At 67.9% G+C, this 21,247-nt stretch carries 22 protein-coding genes; 13 read left to right on the top strand and 9 right to left on the bottom strand.

Features of this window, described 5'->3' with window-relative positions; translation table 11 throughout:
• Window positions 1-16: 16 nt before the first annotated feature.
• Entirely contained in the window at window positions 17-412 is a 396-nt protein-coding gene (locus LZK98_RS04340; RefSeq protein WP_233785184.1) for a lasso peptide biosynthesis B2 protein, read from the top strand.
• Between the two features lie 6 nt (window positions 413-418).
• Here the strand turns inward: LZK98_RS04340 and aguB are convergent, their stop codons facing one another.
• The 3 genes from aguB to LZK98_RS04325 are packed head-to-tail and all read right to left on the bottom strand — an operon-like array spanning window position 419 to window position 3,868.
• Window positions 419-1,267, bottom strand: coding sequence for an N-carbamoylputrescine amidase (aguB, locus tag LZK98_RS04335; protein WP_233785183.1), 849 nt, complete (start codon window positions 1,265-1,267; stop codon window positions 419-421).
• Entirely contained in the window at window positions 1,264-2,241 is a 978-nt protein-coding gene (locus tag LZK98_RS04330) for an agmatine deiminase family protein (RefSeq protein WP_233785182.1), read from the bottom strand. Before LZK98_RS04330 ends, aguB begins: the two co-directional genes overlap by 4 nt.
• Window positions 2,242-2,251: 10 nt before the next feature.
• Entirely contained in the window at window positions 2,252-3,868 is a 1,617-nt protein-coding gene (locus tag LZK98_RS04325; protein WP_406694167.1) for a M28 family metallopeptidase, read from the bottom strand.
• 131 nt (window positions 3,869-3,999) lie between these two features.
• On the opposite strand from LZK98_RS04325, the gene LZK98_RS04320 reads away from it, so the two are divergent.
• Window positions 4,000-5,994 (top strand): alpha/beta hydrolase family protein, encoded by a 1,995-nt coding sequence (locus tag LZK98_RS04320; protein WP_233785180.1) that lies wholly within the window; start codon window positions 4,000-4,002, stop codon window positions 5,992-5,994.
• 150 nt (window positions 5,995-6,144) lie between these two features.
• Here LZK98_RS04320 and rpsD read toward each other — a convergent pair whose 3' ends face one another.
• Window positions 6,145-6,759 (bottom strand): 30S ribosomal protein S4, encoded by a 615-nt coding sequence (gene rpsD, locus LZK98_RS04315; RefSeq protein ID WP_233785179.1) that lies wholly within the window; start codon window positions 6,757-6,759, stop codon window positions 6,145-6,147.
• 182 nt (window positions 6,760-6,941) lie between these two features.
• On the opposite strand from rpsD, the gene LZK98_RS04310 reads away from it, so the two are divergent.
• The gene (locus LZK98_RS04310; protein ID WP_233785178.1) at window positions 6,942-7,244 is read left to right on the top strand and encodes a chorismate mutase; all 303 of its coding nucleotides are present in this window, start codon (window positions 6,942-6,944) and stop codon (window positions 7,242-7,244) included.
• 26 nt (window positions 7,245-7,270) lie between these two features.
• On the opposite strand, the gene LZK98_RS04305 is transcribed toward LZK98_RS04310, so the two are convergent.
• The 5 genes from LZK98_RS04305 to rpiB all read right to left on the bottom strand — a co-directional run bounded on the left by LZK98_RS04305 (window position 7,271) and on the right by rpiB (window position 11,082).
• Window positions 7,271-7,537, bottom strand: coding sequence for a hypothetical protein (locus LZK98_RS04305; protein WP_233785177.1), 267 nt, complete (start codon window positions 7,535-7,537; stop codon window positions 7,271-7,273).
• 475 nt (window positions 7,538-8,012) lie between these two features.
• On the bottom strand, window positions 8,013-8,732 hold the full coding sequence (locus tag LZK98_RS04300) for an RNA methyltransferase (RefSeq protein WP_233786504.1): 720 nt from the start codon (window positions 8,730-8,732) through the stop codon (window positions 8,013-8,015).
• A gap of 8 nt (window positions 8,733-8,740) precedes the next feature.
• Window positions 8,741-9,202, bottom strand: a complete 462-nt coding sequence (gene nrdR, locus LZK98_RS04295) for a transcriptional regulator NrdR (protein WP_233785176.1) — start codon at window positions 9,200-9,202, stop codon at window positions 8,741-8,743.
• Between the two features lie 120 nt (window positions 9,203-9,322).
• Window positions 9,323-10,633 carry a serine hydroxymethyltransferase gene (gene glyA / locus LZK98_RS04290; protein WP_233785175.1) on the bottom strand — a complete coding sequence of 437 codons (1,311 nt, stop codon included), beginning with the start codon at window positions 10,631-10,633 and terminating at the stop codon, window positions 9,323-9,325.
• Window positions 10,630-11,082 carry a ribose 5-phosphate isomerase B gene (rpiB, locus tag LZK98_RS04285; RefSeq protein ID WP_233785174.1) on the bottom strand — a complete coding sequence of 151 codons (453 nt, stop codon included), beginning with the start codon at window positions 11,080-11,082 and terminating at the stop codon, window positions 10,630-10,632. The genes glyA and rpiB overlap by 4 nt, the downstream gene beginning before the upstream one ends.
• A gap of 180 nt (window positions 11,083-11,262) precedes the next feature.
• On the opposite strand from rpiB, the gene LZK98_RS04280 reads away from it, so the two are divergent.
• From LZK98_RS04280 to LZK98_RS04235, 10 genes are all read left to right on the top strand, one after another.
• Window positions 11,263-12,495 carry a DUF3419 family protein gene (locus tag LZK98_RS04280; protein ID WP_233785173.1) on the top strand — a complete coding sequence of 411 codons (1,233 nt, stop codon included), beginning with the start codon at window positions 11,263-11,265 and terminating at the stop codon, window positions 12,493-12,495.
• Window positions 12,496-13,155 (top strand): class I SAM-dependent methyltransferase, encoded by a 660-nt coding sequence (locus LZK98_RS04275; RefSeq protein ID WP_233785172.1) that lies wholly within the window; start codon window positions 12,496-12,498, stop codon window positions 13,153-13,155.
• An 82-nt stretch (window positions 13,156-13,237) separates the two neighbouring features.
• Window positions 13,238-13,462: a hypothetical protein gene (locus LZK98_RS04270; RefSeq protein WP_233785171.1), complete on the top strand. Its 225-nt coding sequence runs from the start codon at window positions 13,238-13,240 to the stop codon at window positions 13,460-13,462.
• 240 nt (window positions 13,463-13,702) lie between these two features.
• On the top strand, window positions 13,703-15,094 hold the full coding sequence (locus tag LZK98_RS04265) for an exopolysaccharide biosynthesis polyprenyl glycosylphosphotransferase (RefSeq protein WP_264757867.1): 1,392 nt from the start codon (window positions 13,703-13,705) through the stop codon (window positions 15,092-15,094).
• 1 nt (window position 15,095) lies between these two features.
• Window positions 15,096-15,374, top strand: a complete 279-nt coding sequence (locus LZK98_RS04260) for a hypothetical protein (RefSeq protein WP_233785170.1) — start codon at window positions 15,096-15,098, stop codon at window positions 15,372-15,374.
• A gap of 261 nt (window positions 15,375-15,635) precedes the next feature.
• Complete coding sequence (locus LZK98_RS04255) at window positions 15,636-16,838, top strand: porin family protein (RefSeq protein ID WP_233785169.1); 1,203 nt, start codon at window positions 15,636-15,638, stop codon at window positions 16,836-16,838.
• Between the two features lie 3 nt (window positions 16,839-16,841).
• Window positions 16,842-17,738 (top strand): polysaccharide biosynthesis/export family protein, encoded by an 897-nt coding sequence (locus LZK98_RS04250; RefSeq protein ID WP_233785168.1) that lies wholly within the window; start codon window positions 16,842-16,844, stop codon window positions 17,736-17,738.
• 43 nt (window positions 17,739-17,781) lie between these two features.
• On the top strand, window positions 17,782-19,110 hold the full coding sequence (locus LZK98_RS04245; RefSeq protein WP_233785167.1) for an nSTAND1 domain-containing NTPase: 1,329 nt from the start codon (window positions 17,782-17,784) through the stop codon (window positions 19,108-19,110).
• Window positions 19,107-20,468, top strand: coding sequence for a GNVR domain-containing protein (locus tag LZK98_RS04240; RefSeq protein WP_233785166.1), 1,362 nt, complete (start codon window positions 19,107-19,109; stop codon window positions 20,466-20,468). Before LZK98_RS04245 ends, LZK98_RS04240 begins: the two co-directional genes overlap by 4 nt.
• A complete protein-coding gene (locus LZK98_RS04235; RefSeq protein ID WP_233785165.1) occupies window positions 20,465-21,220 on the top strand; it encodes a P-loop NTPase family protein in 756 nt (251 codons plus the stop codon). The genes LZK98_RS04240 and LZK98_RS04235 overlap by 4 nt, the downstream gene beginning before the upstream one ends.
• The last annotated feature ends 27 nt before the right edge of the window (window positions 21,221-21,247 follow it).

Below are 21,247 nucleotides of genomic sequence, written 5' to 3'. Positions count from 1 at the left end.
CGACGAGCGGCGGGCGTTGATCGAGGCATGCCTGACGCTCGCCGCCGCCTCGTTGCTGGTGAAGTGCCTGCCATTCCGTCGGATCGCCCGGCTTGCAGCGCATCCGCCCGCCGGACGCGCGCCGGTCGATCGGAAACAGGCCGCCGATACCGTCGCCTGGGCGGTGCGCGCAGCGGCGAAGCGCGCCCGCTTCCGCGCGGTCTGCATCGAGCAGGGGCTCGCTGCGCAATGGATGCTGCGCCGTCGCGGCATCGCGGCGACGATGCACTATGGCGTCGCACAGGATCCGGCACGCGGCCTTATCGCGCATGTCTGGGTGCGGATCGGCGAGCATGACGTGATCGGCGGCGAGACCGCCGGCCGCTTCACGCCGCTCGCGCGTTTCCCCGATGCGCCGCCGCTGCCCGGCTGATCGCCGTCACACGTCCTGCACCAGCCGGCCATACAGCTCCGGCCGGCGATCGCGGAAGAAGCCGAAGGCGGCGCGGTGGCGCTTGACGCGGTCGAGGTCGAGCGTCGCGGTGATCACGCCCTCCTCCTCCCGGCCCAGCTCGGCGAGGATGTCGCCGCGCTCGTCGGTGATGAAGCTGGTGCCGTAGAAGGTCTGCCCATGCTCGGTACCGACGCGGTTGGCGGCGACCACCGGCACCACGTTCGACACCGCGTGCCCCACCATCGCCCGGCGCCACAACCGCGCGGTGTCGAGGCCCGGATCATGTGGTTCGCTGCCGATCGCGGTCGGGTAGAACAGCACTTCGGCGCCCATCAGCATCATCGCGCGCGCGGTTTCGGGATACCATTGGTCCCAGCACACGCCGACGCCCAGCGTCGCGCCAGGCCCGTCCCACACCTTGAAGCCGGTGTTGCCGGGGCGGAAGTAGAATTTCTCCTCGTAGCCCGGGCCGTCGGGGATGTGGCTCTTGCGATAGACGCCGGCAACCTTTCCGTCGGGGCCGATCATCGCGAGGCTGTTGTAGTAATGCGGCCCGTCCGCCTCGAAGAAGCTGGTCGGGATATGGATGCGAAGCTCCGCGGCGAGCGCCTGCATCGCCTGGACCGCCTTGTGCTCGCCGACCGGCTTCGCGTTGGCGAACAGCCCCTCGTCCTCGACGCGGCAGAAATATTCGCCCTCGAACAGCTCGGGCGGCAACACCACCTGCGCGCCCTTCCCCGCCGCCTCGCGCACCATCGCGGAGACGCGCGCGACATTCGCATCGATATCGTCGGTGAAGGCGAGCTGGAGCGCGCCGACGGTGATCTCGGTCATCGGGTTCTCGGAATCTGTTGCGAAATGCAGTGGAAGCTGCCGCCGCCGGTCAAGATATGATCGGCGCGCAGCCCGACAACCTCGCGGTCCGGGAAAATCCGGCCGAACGCCGCCACCGCCGCCTGGTCGTTGGGCTGGCCGTAGAGCGGCACCACCACGCTCGCATTGCCGATGTAGAAGTTCATGTAGCTCGCCGGGATGATCTCCTCCTCGCGGCTCAGCACCCGGCCGGGCGAGGGTACGCGGGCGACTTCGATATGGCCGAAGCGCTCGGCGGTCTCGGCGGCGGCCTGGTAGACGCGCCAGTTGGGGTCGTTCTCGAACGCTTCAGGAATCGCAAGCACGCCCGGCGCCACGAACCGGGCGAGATTGTCGACATGCCCGTCGGTATGGTCGTTGAGCAGCCCCTCGCCCAGCCACAGCACCGAGGTGATGCCGAGATCGCGCTTCAGCCGCTCCTCGACCTCGGCGCGGCTCATGCCGGGATTGCGGTTGCGGTTGAGCAGGCATTGCTCGGTGGTGACGATCAGGCCGGTGCCGTCACCGTCGATCGCGCCGCCCTCGAGGATCCAGTCGCACGCCTCGGTCTCGATGCCGCGCTGCGCCGCGAGCCGCGCACCAATGTCCTCGTCGCCGGGGAGGTCATATTTGCCGCCCCAGCCGTTGAAGCGGAAATCGCGCGCAGTGCCGTCGCCGGTGACGATCGCGGCAGTGTCGCGCAGCCAGATGTCGCCGAACGGCTCCATCACCACGCCGGCGAAGGGCGCGAGCCGCTCCGCCGTCTCGGCTGCCTCGATATTGGCGGCGACCAGGAGCACCTTCTCGCCGCGCCCGTCCGCGTGGACCGCGCGCGCGAACGCCGCGACCTCCGCCTGAGCCGGTTCGAGATCGCGCTCCCACAGCTCGGGATGGCTGGGGAAACCGATCCATACCGCCTTGTGCGGCGCCCATTCGGGAGGAGGGGGACGAGTCATGCGCGCGCCCTTAGCGCCCGGCGCGGCTCTTGTCGCGGATCGCGCGGAACTCGTCGCCCGGCACCCAGTTCGGCCAGGCGGTCGAATTCCCCAGCTCCCGGCCGATTTGGTAGAACAGCGTCAGGTCCTGGACGACGCCCGACCAGTCCCAGTTGGGATCATATTCGTCCTTCGGGCCATGATAGCGGTTCTTGGTATAATCCTCGGCGGCCGCCTTCCCCGCCGCGACGCCGCCTTTCACGAGATCGTCGCCCGAATCGACGTAGAGCATCGGCACGCCATGCTTGGCGAAGCTGAAATGGTCGGAGCGGTAGTAATAGCCGTTCTGCGGCATCGGATCGGGATCGGCGCGGCGCCCCTGCGCGGCGAGCGCGCGGTTCAGATAGGCATCGAGCTCCGACTTGCCCTTGCCGATCACCACCACGTTCCGCGACGGCCCCGCGAGCGACAGCGCGTCCATGTTGATGCCGCCGACGGTCCGGTTCAGCGGATAGACCGGATGGTCGCCGTAATAAGCGGAACCGAGCAGCCCCGATTCCTCGGCCGTCACCGCCAGGAAGACCTGGCTGCGCGCCGTCGGCCCCGCCTTGGCGTTCGCCTCGGCCAGCGCGACCAGCGCCGCGGTGCCTGAGGCATTGTCGATCGCGCCGTTGCAGATGTCGTCGCCGTCCGGCGCCGCCTCGCAGCGGCCGAGATGATCCCAATGCGCGCTGTAGAGCAGATATTCGTTCGGCGCCTTGGTCCCCGGCAGGATGCCGATCACGTTCTTCGACGCATGCTTGCGCACGCCGACGTCGAAGCCGACCGACGCCTTCACGCCGGTGAGCGGCACCGCCTTGAATCCCTTGACCTTGGCGGCCGCAGCGAGCTTTGCGAAGTCCTGTCCGGCGCCCGCGAACAGCGCCTTCGCGGCATCGAGCTGGATCCAGCCGATCGCGGCGCTCTGGTCCATATGGCCGTTGGCGGCATCGGCGACCTGCTGCGGCCCGGTCCAGCTCGACTGGACGACGTTCCAGCCATAGGCGGCCGGCACGGTATCATGGACGATGATCGCCGCCGCCGCGCCCTGCCGCGCCGCTTCCTCGAACTTGTAGGTCCAGCGGCCGTAATAGGTCATCGCGCGGCCGTTGAAGGGGCCCTCCAGCGTCGCGCTCTCGTAATCGGGATCGTTGACCAGGATGACGACGGTCTTTCCCTTGACGTCGACGCCGGCATAGTCGTTCCAGCCCTTCTCGGGCGCGTTGATGCCATAGCCGACGAAGACGACGTCGCTGTCCTTGACGTCGATGCGCGGCGCCACGCGATAGCTCGCCACCACCATATCCGGGCCGTAGCGCAGCGACTGCGGTGCGCCGGCGCCGGTGAAGACCAGCGGGCTCACGTTCTTCGCGGTGAGCTCGACCAGCGGCACGTCCTGGAACCAGCTGCCGTTGTTGCCGGGCTTGAGTCCCGCCTTGGCGAAGCGGTCGGCGAGATAGGCGAGCGTCTTCTCCTCCCCGGGCGTGCCGGGGGCGCGGCCTTCGTAGGCGTCGGAGGAGAGGGTCTTGGTCACCTCCTTGAGTGTGTCGGTGGAGATGGGCGTGGTTTGGGCGAACGCCGGGACGCTGGAAAGCGTCAGGCCGGCCATGATCAACAGGCGCATCTATGGTCTCTCGTGACGAACGAAATCATGTTGTGGCAGCGCGCCCGCACCGTCGCAAGCGCTTGCGGTCCTCCAGCGGAATGCTAGCCTAGCATAGGAACGAGTTGGGGGACTCAATGAGGAAATTGCTGGGATACGTCGCGATCGCCGTAGCGATGGCGACACCGGTCGCTGCGGTGCGCGCGGCGGACGATGTCGCGATCCGGTTCGGTGCACGCGACAATGTGCTGGACGTCAGCATCTCTCCGGACGGCAAGTCGCTAGTCATCCTGCAGCCGAACGGGGCGCGGGGCACGGTCGCGTCGGTGGTACGGCTCGACGGAAGCGGGCCGCCGGCGATGAAGGGCATCCTCTACGCGAGCGGGAACCCGGAACGGCTGACCTATTGCCGCTGGGCAACCAATGATCGGTTGGTCTGCGGCCTCTATATGATCGATACCGTGTACGGGAAGAAGCGGGCGGGCACGCGGCTCCTTTCCGTCAACAGCGACGGGAGCGACCAGAAAGCCTTGACGGCCCGCGGCAACGACCGCTCGCTCGGCATCGTGCTGGGCGGCGGCAACGTGATCGACTGGTTGGGGGACAACGAGGACGGCTCGGTTCTGATGGCGCGATGGTTCGTGCCGGAGGCAACGACCGGCCACATCATCAGCAGCGAGCGCGAAGGCTATGGCGTCGAGCGCGTCAATACCCGGACCCTCGCTCGCAGGATGGTGGAGGCGCCCAACAAGCTGGCGGTCGACTTTGTTACCGACGGCCATGGCAACGTGCGGGTGATGGGGATCGCGCCGCGCAACACGGTCGGCCAGTCGAAGAGCTTCGTGGAATATCGCTATCGCAAGAAGGGCAGCAGAGAATGGCTGCCGCTCGGCACGGTCACCTACTCCAATTATCACGCCACCGGCTTCGAGCCTTATGCGGTCGATCCCGATCTCGACGTTGTCTATGGGCTGGAGGCCGTCGGCGGCCGGACCGGGCTCTACAAGATCGCGCTCGACGGAAGCCTCAAGAAGGAGCTGGTGTTCGCGGCGCCCGGTGCCGACGTCGACGAGCTGCTGACGATCGGCCGTCACGATCGTGTCGTCGGCGCACGATGGGTTACCGACAAGCGCAGGGCCGCAATGTTCGACCCCGAGCTCAGCCGATTCTCGGCGTCGCTGTCCAAGGCGCTGCCGGGCGCGCCGCTCGTCAATATCGTCGATGCCAGCGCGGACGAGCAGAAGCTGATCCTCTTCGCCGGCAGCGATACCGACCCGGGCCGCTTCTATCTTTATGACAAGGTAACCAAGCACCTGTCCGAAATCCTGCCGGTGCGGCCGCTGCTCGCGCAGGCCAAGCTCGCGGCGGTGAAGCCGATCAGCTATCCCGCCGGCGACGGCACGATGGTGCCCGCCTATCTGACGCTGCCGCCCGGGAGTGACGGAAAGAACCTTCCTGCGATCGTCCTACCGCACGGCGGCCCAACCTACCGAGACGAATGGAACTTCGACTGGCTGCCGCAATATTTCGCCAGCCGCGGCTACGCGGTGATCCAGCCCAATTATCGCGGATCGAGCGGCTATGGGATGGAATGGTTCCAGCAGAACGGCATCCGATCATGGCGCACCGCGATCGGTGATATCGACGATGCCGGGCGCTGGCTGGTCAAGTCGGGGATCGCCGATCCGTCGAAGTTGGCGATCGTCGGCTGGTCCTATGGCGGCTATGCCGCGCTGCAATCGGCGGTGGTCGATCCCAGCCTGTTCAAGGCGGTCGTCGCGATCGCGCCGGTCACCGATTTCGGTATCGTCCGCGAACAGGAGGAACGGGATGGCGGCGAGACGCCCGAAACGCTCGACGCGATCTTTGGAGACGCGGCCACCGCGCAGGAGGGTTCCCCGGCACGCCATGCCGATCGCTTCATCGCGCCGGTGCTGCTGTTCCACGGCGATGTCGATCAGAATGTCGCGATCGGCCAGTCGCGGCTGATGCAGGATCGCCTGAAGGATGTCGGCAAGAAGGTGGAGCTCGTCGAGTACAAGGGACTCGACCACCAGCTCGACGACAATGTCGCGCGCGCGGATATGCTCGATCGCGCGGACAAGTTCCTGCGCGCGTCGATGGGGATGTGAGATGCGAAAAGGGCGGCGCCTTGCGGTGCCGCCCTTTCGTTTGTCCGGAAATGCGCCGCGGCAAAGCCGCGTCGTCGGACGGCGCTTTCGGCGCCGCCGGCCGTTCGCGCTGAGTGTTCGCTCGAATTTAGCTGGCGCTAAATTCTTGCATCAGCGCGAATAGAACTCGACCACCAGGTTCGGTTCCATCTTCACCGGATACGGCACCTCGTCGAGGGTCGGCACGCGGGTGAAGGTGACCTTGGCATTGCCGTCCGGGGCCACATAGTCGGGGATGTCGCGCTCGGCGAGGCCCTGCGCCTCCATCACCAGCGCCATCTCCTTGGCCTTGTCGCCCAGGGTGATCTCGTCGCCCGGCTTCACCTGGCGGCTGGCGATGTTGCACTTGACGCCGTTGACGCGGACGTGGCCGTGGCTGACGAGCTGGCGCGCGGCGAAGATCGTCGGCGCGAACTTGGCGCGGTAGACCACCATGTCGAGCCGGCGCTCGAGCAGGCCGATCAGGTTCTGGCCGGTGTCGCCCTTCATGCGGGCGGCCTCGACATAGGCCTTCTTGAACTGCTTCTCGGTGACGTCGCCGTAATAGCCCTTGAGCTTCTGCTTGGCGCGCAGCTGGATGCCGAAGTCCGACATCTTGCCCTTGCGGCGCTGGCCGTGCTGGCCGGGGCCGTATTCGCGCTTGTTGACCGGGCTCTTCGGGCGACCCCAGATGTTCTCGCCCATCCGGCGGTCGAGCTTGTACTTGGCGCTGTTGCGCTTCGACATCAGTAAATCCTTGCAATTGCTAACGACGTTCGTCCCGGTATGCCGCTCTGCTGATCCATGGAGGAAGGCAGGGCCACCGCTTCACCGGGATGCGGGGCCGATTGCGAAGGCGCGCGCCTAGCCGCGCTTTCCCGCCAAGTCAAGCTGGACAGACCCCGCGCCGCCCGCCATCAGCCGCGCCCATGACAGAGATCCTCGATCCCGAAGACTGCACGACGATGCTGGAGGTGCGCGCCGGCGTCGACGACGTCGACCGGCGGCTGATCGCGCTGCTGAGGCGCCGCTTCGGCTATATGGACGCCGCCGCGCGCATCAAGCCGGAGCGGAGCCATGTGCGCGACGAGGCGCGAAAGGCCCAGGTGATCGCCAACGCACGCGCCGCCGCTGAAGCGACCGGAATGCCGGCGGACGCGATCGCCGAGCTGTGGGACCGGCTGGTCGAGGCCTCGATTGCCTACGAATTCGAGAAGTTCGACGCGCGCTGACGATCAGCGCCTGGTTCCTGGCCGCGCTATTTCATATCCAGCCCCTGCAGGCCGGTCCGACGCCGCGCGAAGGATTCCTGCGCCCGCTCGGTCATTGCGTCCCATTCGGCCTGAGTATGGCATTCGCGGGCGAAGAAATAGGATCCGGTCACTTGCGTGCGCCGACAGATCTTCTTCTCCTTGGCCGGTTTTTCGGTTGCAGCTGCTGCCTGGTCCGGCGCAGGTGTGGAAGGTCCCTGACCTGGCGCTGCGGCGGAAAAAGCCATTGCTGCAACCAACACGAGCAAAGACATTATCGAATCCCCCGATAGATCCGGGCATGCTATGCCGTTTCCTACAAAAGAGAAGAGTTCCTGCCGAATGCCGCGATCGCCGAACCGCAAGAGCGGCTGACGAGGCGTCGATCATCTATGATTTCGCGATGTTCGGCCGGCGCTGAACGATTTCCGCTATCGGGTCGACATGCTGCGAAGGTCCTGCATGCGCTCGACGCTCGTGCGATTGGCGGCGTCGATCGCATCCCACTCGGCACGGGTGTGACAGACGCGCTTGCCACCCATGATGCTGCCGGTCGGAGGAGCCTCCCTCCGGCAGATCTTGCGGTCGGGATCGTCCTTCTTCTCAGTCGCGGGCGCAGGGCCCTGCGCTTGAGCAGTCAGTGGAACGGATGCGAGAGCGACAAGCGCAAGCAACCTCAACGGCATCATAAAGACCCCCACTTGGCCGATTCGCAATATTGTTAGCTTGCTCGCTGACGAAAATCATCGATCAGATGCGCGGCCGCTTCTTCCCGTCGAGCGCCGACAACACGCCGCGCAGGGTCCGCAGCTCCTGGCTCGACCAGGCAGGCTTCGTCAGCAACGTACGCAGCGTCCGCTTGGTCGCGGGAACACGGTCGGGCGGGTAGAAATAGCCCGAGCGATCAAGCATCGCGTCGAGCTGTCCGATCAGGCCGTCGAGTTCCTCCTGCGGCGCCGGTGGATCGAGCTCGACCGCAGGCGGGCTCTTGAGGGCCGCACCCTTCGACCATTCATAGGCGACCAGGATCACTGCCTGCGCCAGGTTGAGCGAGCCGAACTCGGGGTTGATCGGCACCGTCACGATCGTGCGGGCGAGCGCGACATCATCGGTCTCGAGTCCCGACCGCTCGGGGCCGAACAGAATCGCCGAGCGGCCCGCCTCGCTGCGGATCGAGCGTGCGGCCTCTTCCGGCGTCACCACCGGCTTGGTCACGCCGCGCTTGCGCACCGTCGTCGCATAGACGTGCGCACAGTCGGCCACCGCTTCGGCGACGCTGTCGAACACGCGCGCGTCTGCGAGCACCACGTCGGCGCCGCTCGCGGCGGGGCCGGCGGCGGGATTGGGCCAGCCGTCGCGCGGGGCGACCAGGCGCATCTCGGTCAGCCCGAAGTTGAGCATCGCCCGCGCCGCCTTGCCGATGTTCTCACCAAGCTGCGGACGGACCAGGACGATGGCGGGCGGAAGCAAGTCGGCGCTCACCCCCGCCCCGCCTCGCTGACGTTGCCGGCGAACTCCTCGAAATCCTTGGCCTCGCGGAAGTCCTTGTAGACGCTGGCGAAGCGGATGTAGGCGACCGAATCGAGCGCCTTCAGCCCGTCCATCACCAGCTCGCCGATACGGCTCGCCGGCACTTCGCCATCACCCTGGGTCTCGAGCTGGCGCTGGATGCCGGAAACGAGCTGCTCGATCTGCGCCGAATCGATGCCGCGCTTACGGCAGGCGACGGTGATCGATCGCACCAGCTTGTCGCGGTCGAACAGCTGGCGGCGTTCGTCGCTCTTGAGCACGGTGAGCTCGCGCAGCTGGATGCGCTCGAAGGTGGTGAAGCGCGCGCCGCACGCCTCGCACTGCCGCCGCCGCCGGATCGCCGCCCCGTCCTCGGTAGGGCGGCTGTCCTTCACCTGGCTGTTCTCATGGGCGCAGAACGGGCAGCGCATTTTATTGCTCCTCGCGGAGAAGCGGCACCAGCCCGCTCCCCCACCCGGCCACCCATCTAGGATAGCTTGCTTGGGTGGCCGGGTGGGGGAGCGGGCTGGTGCCGGACGCGCGCACGCGCATCACGCATCAGGATAGATGGGGAAGCGCTCGCACAGCGCGCGCACCCGTTCGCGGACATTGGCCTCGACCTGCGCGTCGCCAGCCTCGCCGTTCTTGCGGAGGCCGTCGAGCACGTCCGCCACCATGTTGCCGATCTCTCGGAACTCGGCCGGGCCGAAGCCGCGCGTGGTGCCGGCGGGCGATCCGACGCGGATGCCGCTGGTCTTGACCGGCGGCAGCGGATCGTTGGGGATGCCGTTCTTGTTGCAGGTGATCGCGGCGCGCTCCAGCGCCTCGTCGGCATCCTTGCCGGTGACGCCGAGCGGGGTCAGGTCGACCAGCGCGAGATGCGTGTCGGTGCCGCCCGAGACGAGGTTGGCGCCGCGCTCGGCCAGCGTCGCGGCCAGCACCTTGGCATTCTCGACCACCGCCGCGGCATAGGTCTTGAACTCGGGCCGCAGCGCCTCGCCGAACGCGACCGCCTTGGCGGCGATGACGTGCATCAGCGGCCCGCCCTGGAGGCCCGGGAACACCGCCGAGTTGATCTTCTTGGCGATCGCCTCGTCATTGGTGAACACCGCGCCACCCCGGGGCCCGCGCAGCGTCTTGTGCGTGGTGGTGGTGACGACATGGGCATGGCCGAACGGCGAGGGATGGACGCCGCCGGCGACAAGGCCCGCGAAATGCGCCATGTCGACCATGAAATAGGCGCCGACCTCGTCCGCGATCGCGCGGAAGCGGGCGAAGTCGATGTGGCGCGGATAGGCCGAGCCGCCGGCGATGATCAGCGTCGGCCTGTGCTCCTTCGCCAGCCGCTCGACCTGGTCGAAGTCGATGAGGTGCGTGTCCGGCGTCACGCCGTACTGGACGGCGTTGAACCACTTGCCGCTCATCGCCGCGCGCGCGCCGTGAGTCAGGTGCCCGCCCGAATCGAGGCTGAGGCCCATGATCGTGTCGCCGGGCTTGGTCAGCGCCAGCATCACCGCGCCGTTGGCCTGCGCGCCCGAATGCGGCTGGACGTTGGCGAAGTCGCAGCCGAACAGCGCCTTGACGCGATCGATCGCCAGCTGCTCGACCTCGTCCGAGGGATGGCAGCCCTGGTAATAGCGCTTGCCGGGATAGCCCTCGGCATATTTGTTGGTGAACACCGATCCCTGCGCTTCGAGCACCGCCCTGGAGACGATGTTCTCGCTGGCGATCAGCTCGATCTGATGCTGCTCGCGGTCGAGCTCATGCGCGACGCCGGCGAACACCGCCGGATCGGCGTCGGCAAGATTGCGGGTGAAGAAACCGTCCGGCTGGACGTCGCTGAAAAGGGCGTGGCTGCTCATCGGGCATCTCCGTCAAGGTCGGGGGCGCCGAGCTTCTCGACGCGGCGGGTGTGGCGGTCACCGAGGAAATCGGTGGAAAGGAACGCGGTCACGCAGGCCTTGGCCATGTCGATACCGGTCAGCCGCGCGCCGAGCGCGATCACATTGGCATCGTTGTGCTGGCGGGCAAGCGCCGCCGAATAGGGTTCGGAGACCAAGGCGCAGCGGCATGCGCGCTCGCGGTTGACCGCGATCGAGATGCCGATGCCCGACCCGCACAGCGCGACGCCGCGCTCGGCCTGACCCTCGGCGATGGCGCGCGCGAGGCGGTAGCCATAGTCGGGATAGTCGACGCTTTCCGTGCTCTGAGTGCCGAGGTCGAGCACATCGTGCCCTTCCCCGCTCAGCCATTCGGCCAACGTCTGCTTGAGGGCGAACGCGGCATGATCCGCGGCAATGGCGATGCGCATGAAGGCGGCGGTTGTCCTTTGCGAAGGAATGTGGCGCCCACCTAGTCCTTCGCGGGCGCGAATGCCACCCCGATCGTGCATCTGGCCGCCGCTGCGCGTCACGAAACTGACACCATGCTGGCCTAGCGCCAATGGAATCCGTAAGATACGGGCTTTCCAAGCGGAGCATCGAGTTCAGACATGGGGTTGTCAGCCAAGGCGCCGGGCAACCGCGCCGTCCGCGGGGCGGTTCACCGCCATGAGCATCTCTCGAAACAGGGGCTGCTCGAACGCGCCTTCACCTTCGCCTTCCGCGGCCTGGTCTATGCCCAGATCTGGGAGGATCCCGAGGTCGACATGGAGGCGCTGGCGATCCAGCCGGACAGCCATGTCGTCACCATCGCCAGCGGCGGCTGCAACGTCCTCTCCTATCTCACCGCCAACCCCAAGGCGATCACCGCGGTCGACCTCAACACCGCGCACATCGCGCTCAACAAGCTGAAGCTCGCCGCGGCGAAGCACCTGCCCGACTATCCGGCGTTCCACCGTTTCTTCGGCGAGGCCGATTCGAAGGAGAACATCCGGGCGTACATGCACCATGTCCGCCCCCATCTCGACGAGACGACGCGGCGCTATTGGGAAGGCCGCGAGCTGATCGGGCGGCGGCGCATCTCGGGTTTCGCACGGGGTTTCTACAAGCGCGGGCTGCTCGGCGGCTTCATCGGCCTCGCGCACCTGATGGCCAAGGCCTATGGCGTCGATCCCAGGGTGATGCTCGAGGCCCGCACGATCGACGAGCAGCGCGAGATCTTCCGCACCAAGTTCGCCCCCTTCTTCGACAAGAAGTTCGTGCGCTGGGTGATCGACCAGCCCGCCTCGCTGTTCGGGCTCGGCATCCCGCCGGCGCAATATGAGTCGCTCGCCTCCGACGATCCGGAGGGGATGCGCACCGTGCTCCGGCGGCGGCTGGAGAAGCTCGCCTGCGATTTCGACCTCGCCGACAATTATTTCGCCTGGCAGGCGTTCGGCCGCGGCTACGGCAAGTCCCCCGAAGCGCCGCTGCCGCCCTATCTCAAGCCCGAGAATTATGCGGCGGTGGTCGAGCGCGTCGACCGCGTCGAGATCCGTCATGTCAACATGACCGAGCATCTCGGCTCGCTGCCCGACCAGTCGCGCGACCGCTATATCCTGCTCGACGCGCAGGATTGGATGACGGACGCGCAGCTGACGGCACTGTGGGCCGAGATCACCCGCACCGCCCGGCCGGGCGCGCGCGTGCTGTTCCGCACCGCCGCCGCGCCGTCGCTGCTGCCGGGCCGCATCCCGCAGGAGCTTCTCGACCGCTGGGATTATCGTGCGGAGGAGTCGCTCGACTACACGCGGCGCGACCGGTCGGCGATCTACGGCGGCGTCCATCTCTACGTGCTCAAGTAGATGGCGGAGGGCGACGCGCGCGACCATGCGCGCCATATGGATGCGATCTATCGCAGCCAGCGGCACGTCTACGACCTCACCCGCAAATATTATCTGCTCGGCCGCGACCGGCTGATCCGCGAGCTGGCGCCGCCGCCCGGCGGCAGCGTGATCGAGGTCGGCTGCGGCACCGCGCGCAACCTGATCGCGGCGGCGCGGGCGTGGCCGGAGGCGCGCTTCTATGGCTTCGACATCTCGGAGGCGATGCTGGAGACCGCGCGCACCTCGGTCCGCCGCGCGGGGCTGGACGGGCGGATCACGCTCGCGCAAGGCGATGCCACCAGCTTCGATCCCAAGGCGCTGTTCGGCTTCGACGCGCCCGACCGGGTGTTCATGAGCTACACGCTGTCGATGATTCCCGACTGGCGCGGCACGATCGCGCGCGGCGCCGAGGTGCTGGGACCGGGCGGACGACTCGCGATCGTCGACTTCGGCCAGCAGGAGGGCCTGCCCGCCGCGTGGCGCCGGCTGCTGTTCGCCTGGCTCGCCAGGTTCGACGTGACGCCGCGCGCGGAGCTCGAATCGGCCGTCCGGACGGTCGCTGCCGACCGCGGCCTGGCTGCCGACTTCCGCCCGCTTTACCGCGGCTATGCGTGGAGCGCCGCGCTGTCGCGCGCCTGACGCAATTCGCTCGAAATAGCGGCCGTTATCCCGTAAGAAGCGTTGAGGCCAGAAGCCAACGGCCCAACGTGGATAGGACGGGATGTCTGGAGACCTGGGCGAGCCGAACCGTTCGCCGAAAGCGCAAGCGGCTCCGCTGCACGAAGCGGGTGAGGCCTATCGCCCCCGCCACGGCGGTCATGAGCCGCAGATCCCGCCCTTTCCGGTCGACGAAGCCAATCGCCTGATCGAGTTCGGCTCGCGCTGGGCTGGGCCGCTGGTCTTCGTCCTCGCGCTCGGCGGACTCGGCTGGTTCCTGATCGGCTGACCTGATCGGCTGACCTGATCGGCGGGCCCGCGCGGCCGCCGTCCGGCTCCGGCCGGCTCTCGGCGAATCCCTCTCCAGGCACAGGTCGTCCCAAATCGGCGTAATCCGGCCGGGGTATGGCTTGCACCAAAACGGCGGCTGTGTCCTGCTGCGCCGCAGCACGGTTGCGCGCGGATTCACCATCGCGGGCGGCCGGGCGATCCCAAGGGGTCTGTTCGCGTCAATAACAATAGGTGTCGCATGTCAAAGATTGACCTAGCGATCCAAGGATATCCGAGTCGCCCTTCGATAGGGTCGGCTGCCCGGCGCAGCGCCAAGGTCTGGCTGTGCCTGATGCTGATCGGCGCCGATGCGCTCGCGCTGCTGGTCGGCTTCGCCATGGGCCTGCAGGTCGAGCAGCCGGGCAGCGTGTCCGGCCATGCCTGGTCCTCGCTCCTCGGCGGGATGGTCGTCTATGCCGGCGTCGCCTTCCAGAACCAGGCCTACAACCCGCGCTGCCTGACGAGTCCGACCAAGAGCTGCCGCGCGGCGCTGCTGTCGTTCGCCGCGACGGCGCTGATCTTCCTGCTCGCGGTGTTCTCGCTCAAGGTGACCGGCCGGCTGCCGCGGTTCGCGCTGTCGATCGGCGTGATCTCGACGGTCGTGGTGCTGATCAGCCAGCGCCTCCTCATCTGCCACATCGTCCGCCGGACCTGCGGCGACAAGCTCGAGGCCGAGCTGGTGATCGTCGACGGTGGCACGGTGCCCGACGAATGCCTGGGCAGCGACATCATCGATGCCGGCACCATGGCGCTGCGCTCCGACCTCGACGACCCCTATATGCTGAACCGCCTGGGCACGATCCTGAGGCACTATGACCGGGTGGTGATCAGCTGCACGCCCGACCGCAAGGCCGAATGGGCGCAGGTGCTGAAGGGCGCCAACATCCTCGGCGAGATCATCGTGCCCGAGATGAGCGAGCTCGGCCCGCTCGCGGTCCACGATCTGGGCGGCACGCCGACCGTGGTGGTGTCGCGCGGGCCGCTCAACCTCGCCAATCGCGCCAAGAAGCGCGCGCTCGACATCGCGCTCACTGTGCCGGTGCTGATCGTGTTGTTGCCGGCGATGATCGCGGTGGCGATCCTGATCAAGCTCGACTCGCCCGGCCCCGTCTTCTTCCGCCAGGAGCGGATGGGCCGCGGCAACCGCATCTTCCACATCCTCAAGTTCCGCTCGATGCACGTCGAGACCAGCGATTCGGACGGCACCCAGTCGACCCGGCGCGACGACGACCGCATCACCCGCGTCGGCCGCGTCATCCGCAAGACCAGCATCGACGAGCTGCCGCAGCTCATCAACGTGCTGCTCGGCGACATGAGCCTGGTCGGCCCGCGCCCCCATGCGCTCGGATCGAAGGCGGGGGACGAGCTGTTCTGGCGCGTCGACCGCCAATACTGGCATCGTCACGCGCTGAAGCCCGGCATCACCGGCCTTGCCCAGATCCGCGGCTTCCGCGGCGCGACCGAACATCGCCACGATATCGTCAACCGGCTCAAGGCCGATCTCGAATATCTCCACGGCTGGAGCCTGCTGCGCGACGTCGGCATCCTGGCCCGCACGGCCCAGGTTCTCGTCCACCGCAACGCTTATTGATTTGACCGCCGCCGGCGGATCGGGCGGCCGGCGGCAAGAATGCGTTAACTATTTTCGTCCAGAGACCACCGCGGCAACGAGGATCGGCGCGGTGGAGCATCTGACGAAGACGAGGGAAGCGACCCGGCTTCCGCATACGGGTCCGTGGACGATGCAGCCGTCCGCGTTCGACGCCGACGATTCCGCGCTGGAGCGGACGATCCAGGCGGTGTCCCGCTGGGCCGGCATCCTCGCTTTCGCAGGTGCGCTCGGGGCGATTCTCTTCTGGCTGATACGCTGATCTCTTCCGGGTGAATCGGCGGCCTGGCGCTCATCCTTTACGGCTGCTCCTGCCGGATTAACCAATAAGCCGTGCTGGCAGCGCGACCAGTTGCATTACGCCCGATGGGCAGGGCAGCCTTAACACTATAGCATGACCCGCATTGCTGCACTGCAATGAGGTCAAGAGCGCGTGCTTTGCTCTGGCGACAAGTATTTAGGTCGCAAATCTTTCGCAGGTGCGAAAGATAACGAAAGGACTCGGCCCTGTGTCGTTGCTGCGTTGCAGCAATCGGCGCTGCTCGCCGTCGGTCTGGCGTTCGGCGCCGGGCTGGCGTCGCCAGCCTATGCCCAGACCGATCCACAGGTTCAGGACACTATCCAGGCCAACGGCGCCAAGCCCGTCCCCAAACCGCCTCTGCAGATCGAGGCGTCGCTGGAGGCGGCCTATGACGACAACATCTATCGCGTCGACGATCGCACCACCGATCCGACCGACGATATCATCGTCACGCCCACCGTCCAGGTCACCTACGATCGCGACAACGGCATCCGCCGGCTGACGCTGCGCGGCCTCGCCGGCTACGACTGGTTCACCTCGAACGGCGGGCGCAGCAAGCCGCGGTTCGAGATCGAGGGGAGCGGCCGCTTCCTGGTCGCCGGCACCTGCGCGATCAGCCCGCTCGCCAATTATCGCCAGCAGCGCGCCGACTATGGCGACCTCAACTCCGCGACCGAGAACCTTCAGAAATTCTCGACGCTGGGGGTGTCCGCCGACTGCAAGCGGCCCGGCCTCTATCCGGTGGTCGCCTGGCAGCGCGACACGACGCGCAACGGCGATGGCTTCGAATATGCCGACCAGACCAGCAACCGCTATCGCGGCGGCATCGGCTACGATCGCCCGAGCCTGGGGTCGATCACCGCTTATTACGAGCACGTCACCGCCAATCGGCCGGGACTCGGGCTCGAGAACCGCAGCGACGCGGTCGGCGTGTCCTTCGAACGGTCGGTGTCGCCGCTGACCGAGATCAAGACCGACGTGCGCTACATGCACGTCGACAGCACTTCGGCCGCGGTGGGCGAATACAAGGGTCTCGCCTGGGATCTCAGCGTCGCCACCACCGCGATCCCGCGCGTCAAGATCACCGCGACTAACGAGCGGACGATCGTCAACGACAGCCTGATCGCGACCGGCTTCGCCATCCGCACCGCCTTCCGCCTGCAGGCCGACGTCAGCCTCAGCGAGCTGACCTCGATCGGCGCCTATGGCGAGTTCGCGCGGCGCGACTTCCGCCAGGACGCGGCGATCCGCCCGTTCAGCTACACCCGCGACCAGGTCAAGCAGTACGGCATCGTCCTCCGCCGCAAGCTCAACGACCGCTTCTCGCTCGAGGGAGGAGTCTCCCGCTTCGATCGCGAAACCAACAGCGATGTTTCCAACTACGGCGCCACCCGCGTGACGCTCGGCATAACGATGAGGTCTTGAACGATGAGGATATTGTCCTGGTCGGAGGCCAAGCTCGTGCACTGCATGGCCTCCATCGCGATTCTGGCCGCTGCCGCCCCGGCAGTAGCGCAGACGCCCGCCGCCCAGGCGCCCGCCGAGGTCGCCCAGGCCCCTGCGCAGGCGACGCAGGCAGCGGCGCCCGCCGCTGCCGCCACCACTCCGCCCGCGCCTACCGCCGCGGCGGGCCCCGGCTACAAGCTCGGCCCCGACGACGAGCTCAAGATCAGCATCTACGGCCAGCCCGACCTGTCGGTCACCACCCGCGTCAAGGCGGACGGCACCGTGCGCCTGGCGATGCTCGGTTCGATCCCCGCGGCGGGCAAGACCACGGTGCAGCTCGCCGAGGCGATCTCGGCCGGCTACAGCCAGGGCGGCTATCTCAACAATCCGCAGGTCGCGGTCGAGGTCTCGCAGTTCGTCAGCAACTTCGTGACCGTGCTCGGCAACGTGCCGCAGGCGGGCAACTATCCGCTCGACCGCTCCTACAGCGTCGCCGCGATGCTGGCGAAGGCCGGCGGTGCCAACGCCACCGGCGCCAATGCGGTGATCCTGACCCCGGCGGACGGCAGCGGCCCGGTGCGCATCTCGCTCGCCGACATGAGCGCGGGCGCCGGCCGCACGCTGAAGCCCGGCGACATCCTGTTCGTGCCGCCGGCGGAGAAGGTCTACGTCTACGGCCAGGTCCAGCAGGCCGGCGCGTTCAACTACGTGCCCGGCCAGACCTTCCGCCAGGCGCTGGCATTGGCCGGCGGCCCGACTCTCGCGGGCTCGACCCGCCGCATCAAGGTGCGCCGCGCCGGGAAGGAGATCGAGGACATCAGCCTCGACGACCCGGTGCAGCCAGAGGACGTCCTGATCATTCGCGAAAAGCTGTTCTGACGACGTTCCGGCGCCGCACCGGCGCTGATTTGGAGATGCGAGCATGAGCTGGAGCAAGCGATTGCAACGGTGGCTTCGGGCATTGGCGGGCGGCGCGGACAGCGGCCGCCGCATCCCCGAGGCCGTCGATTTTCCCCCGCTGCCGCTGCCGGAGGCGCCCGAGCCCCGGCTGTCGATGGCGACCGAGCCGGCGGCGCCGAAGATTGCCTACCGCCGCAACGCGGTGTTCACGGCGTTCAACACGGCGGTGCCGGTCACCGACCGCCACGGCCTCGCCGGCCGGCAGCGCGAGCTGGCGCGGCTGGTCGACGCGGTCGTCAACCAGCACAAGCACGCGCTGATCTTCGGCGCGCGCGGGTCGGGCAAGACCTCGCTCGCGCGCGTGTTCGGCGACCTCGCCGACGAGGCGGGGTGCGTCGCGCTCTACGGCTCGGCCAACGCCGATGCCGACGTCGACGCGCTGTTCCGCCCCTTCCTCGCCGAGCTGCCGCTGCGCGGGAATGCCGCCACCCAGGCGCCGCTCGACGTGCAGCAGCTCGGCAATCTGTTCGTCCAGAACCTGTCGCAGCGCGCGGTGCTGATCATCGACGAGTTCGATCGCGTCTCGTCGGAGCGCACCAAGCAGGACGTCGCCGCGCTGCTCAAGCTGCTCTCCGACATCCAGGCGCCGGTGCAGGTCGTGCTGGTCGGCATCGCCGCCAACGTCGACGGGCTGATCGCCGCGCATCCGTCGCTGCGCCGCCATCTCTATGCCCAGCCGACCCCGCCGATCGAGCGCGACGACCTCGCCGCACTGCTCGAACTGTGCGCCAAGCAGGCCGGGATCGCCTTCGAGGAGCAGGCGACGCAGACGATCGCCTCGGCCGCGATCGGCTCGCCCTATCACGCCCGGCTGTTCGGGATGCACGCAGCGCTGATCGCCGAGGCGGCCGACCATGAGGTGGTCACGCTCGCCGACGCGCGCCGCGGCCTCACCGATGCGGTCGCCGAATGGAGCGAGCTCACCCCCGGCCCGCACGCGCTGTTCGAGCGCGCGCTGGCCGAGGCAGGCCCGCTGCGCGGCGTGGTCGCGCTCGCCGGCGTACTGGCGGCGCACTCGCCCGCGCTCACGTTCGAGCGGATGACCGCGGCTGCCGCCGACCTGTTCGGCGATCAACTGAGCCGGCCGGAGTCGATTGACCGCGCAATCGGCCTGATCGGGCCGGCGCTGCGCGATACGCCGGTCACCGGCGAGTTCCAGTTCGAAGATTCGCTCGCGCCCCAATTCCTCGTGCTGATGGCGAACGGCACCGGTCGGATGACCGCCACGCCCGCTCATACGAGCGACAGCAACCGGGCGCGCGAGCTTCTGCAGGGAGTGGCAGGGCTATGACCGTCAGGGCAGCCGATCTCGTCGAAGCGCTGAAGGCGCGGTGGAAGCTGGTCGCGGCGATCGCGCTCGCGGTGTTCCTGGTGGTCGCGGCCATCACCTTCGTGATGCCGCGGCAATATCTCGGCAGCTCGTCGCTGCTGCTCGATCTGTCGCAGACCGATCCGACCGACAATGAGCAGCAGCCGGGCGCCCGGGTCGAGGTCGATTCGATCCTGGCGACCCAGGTCGATCTCATCCGCAGCGCCAAGGTGACCAACGAGGTCGCGCAGCGCGCCGGCTTCGTCGATGCGACGCCCGCCGACCTGCCCCCCGACGCGCGGCTGCAGCAGGCCGCCGCGCGGGTGCGCGCCGGGCTCAACGTCACCACCGGGCGGCAGAGCAACGTGCTGCAGATCCAGTTCCTCGACCCCGATCCGCAGGTCGCCGCCCGCGTCGCCAACCTCGCCGCCCGGATCTACATGCGCGAGCAGGTCGGCCTGCGCGCCGCCGCGGCCAAGGGTCTCGCCGAATGGTTCGAGGCGCGCACCGCCGACGTGCGCCGCCGCTACGAGCTGGCGCAGAAGCGGCTCTCCGACTTCCAGCGCGCGCACGACATCATCGGCGTCAACCGCATGGATCTGGAGGCGGAGAAGCTCAAGAACCTCTCCGCCTACCTCACCCAGGCCCAGGCCGACGCCGCTCAAGCCCACTCCAAGTCCGGATCGGGCGGCGTGTCCGACGTCCAGACCGCGCTGGTCGTGCAGAACATCGAGGAGGCGGTCGCCACCTCCTCGGCGAAGGTCGCCCAGCTCGCCAAAACGCTGGGTCCCAACCATCCGCAGATGGTCGCCGCCAAGGCCGAGCTCGCCGAGCTGCAGCAGCGTCTCAGCGCCGCCCGCGCCAATCAGGCGACGGCGATGACCGCGAACAGCTCCGCCGCCAGCCGGCGCGAGGCCGAGCTGCGCGCGGAGATGGCGGCACAGGAGGATCGCATGATCCGCATGTCGGGCGTGCAGGACCAGCTGATGGTCATGCAGCGCGACGTCGAGGCGGCGCGCCAGACCTACGACACCGTCCGCCAGCGCTTCAACGAGGCGGCGCTCAAGAGCCAGATCTCGCAGCCCAACGCGACCATGCTCGACGAGGCGACGGTGCCGCTGCTCCCGGCGCGGCCGAACATACCGTTGTTCCTGATCGCGGGCCTCGCGCTCGGGATGCTCGCCGGCGTCGCCGCGATCGTGCTGAGCGAGATCCTGCGCCCGCGCGTCCGCACCGCGGGCGGCCTCGCCGCCGCGACCGAGGTCGAGGTCATCACCGATCTCTCCCCCAAGGCCAGCTCGCCCGAGGGCTGGTTCGTTCCCCGACAGGAGGCTGCATGAGACTGCGTTCCACCGCGGGCGCCAGCCCGCTGATCACCGAAAGGGCGCCCCCGCCCCCCGCGACCGGGGACGAAGCCGCCGGCTCCGCCATCCTGCCGCTGCTGGAGCATGGCGACACGCGCGTCGATCCGCTGCTCACCGCCGCCTTCGATCCCGGCGATCCCTATGTCGCCAAGGTCCGCAAGGTGCGCGCGAAACTGCTCGCCACCGCGCGCGAATCGGGCGGGATCGACGGCCGGCTGAAGCTCGCGCTGCTCTCGCTCCAGGGCGGCGACGAAGCGCCGATCCTCACCGCCAACCTCGCCACGGTGATGGCGCAGATGGACGGGCCGACCATGCTGGTCGACGCCGATATCGAGCGCCCGTCGCTCGACCGGCTGCTGAGGCTCCCCAACCAGATCGGCCTCGCCGAGCAGCTCGCCGGCATGGCGCTGCGGCTGCCGCTGATGCCGACCGCGATCGAGCGGCTGTGGCTGATGTCGGCCGGCCAGGCGGCGAGCGGCAACGCCACATTGGTCGAGCGCGGCGCCTTCGCCGAGGTGGCGGACCGCTGGAACCTGCCCGCGGCCAACCTGCTCGTCTATCTCGCCGAGCGGCCGCGCGGCACGACCGCGTTCGGCAACATCCTCGAGAAGTTCGACGCGGTGGTGCTCGTCGCCCGGCGCGGGGTGACGCCGCTGTCGGAGATCCGGCGCGCGATCGACGACCTCGACCGCCACCGCGTGCCGATCGCCGGCTCGGTGATGAGCTGACCGCCTTTCACGTTCACGGCAAGAGGG

The organism is Sphingomonas cannabina (assembly GCF_021391395.1).
Taxonomy (GTDB): domain Bacteria; phylum Pseudomonadota; class Alphaproteobacteria; order Sphingomonadales; family Sphingomonadaceae; genus Sphingomonas; species Sphingomonas cannabina.
Note: the sequence above shows the minus strand (reverse complement) of the source record. Positions and strands in the feature narration are given on the sequence as shown.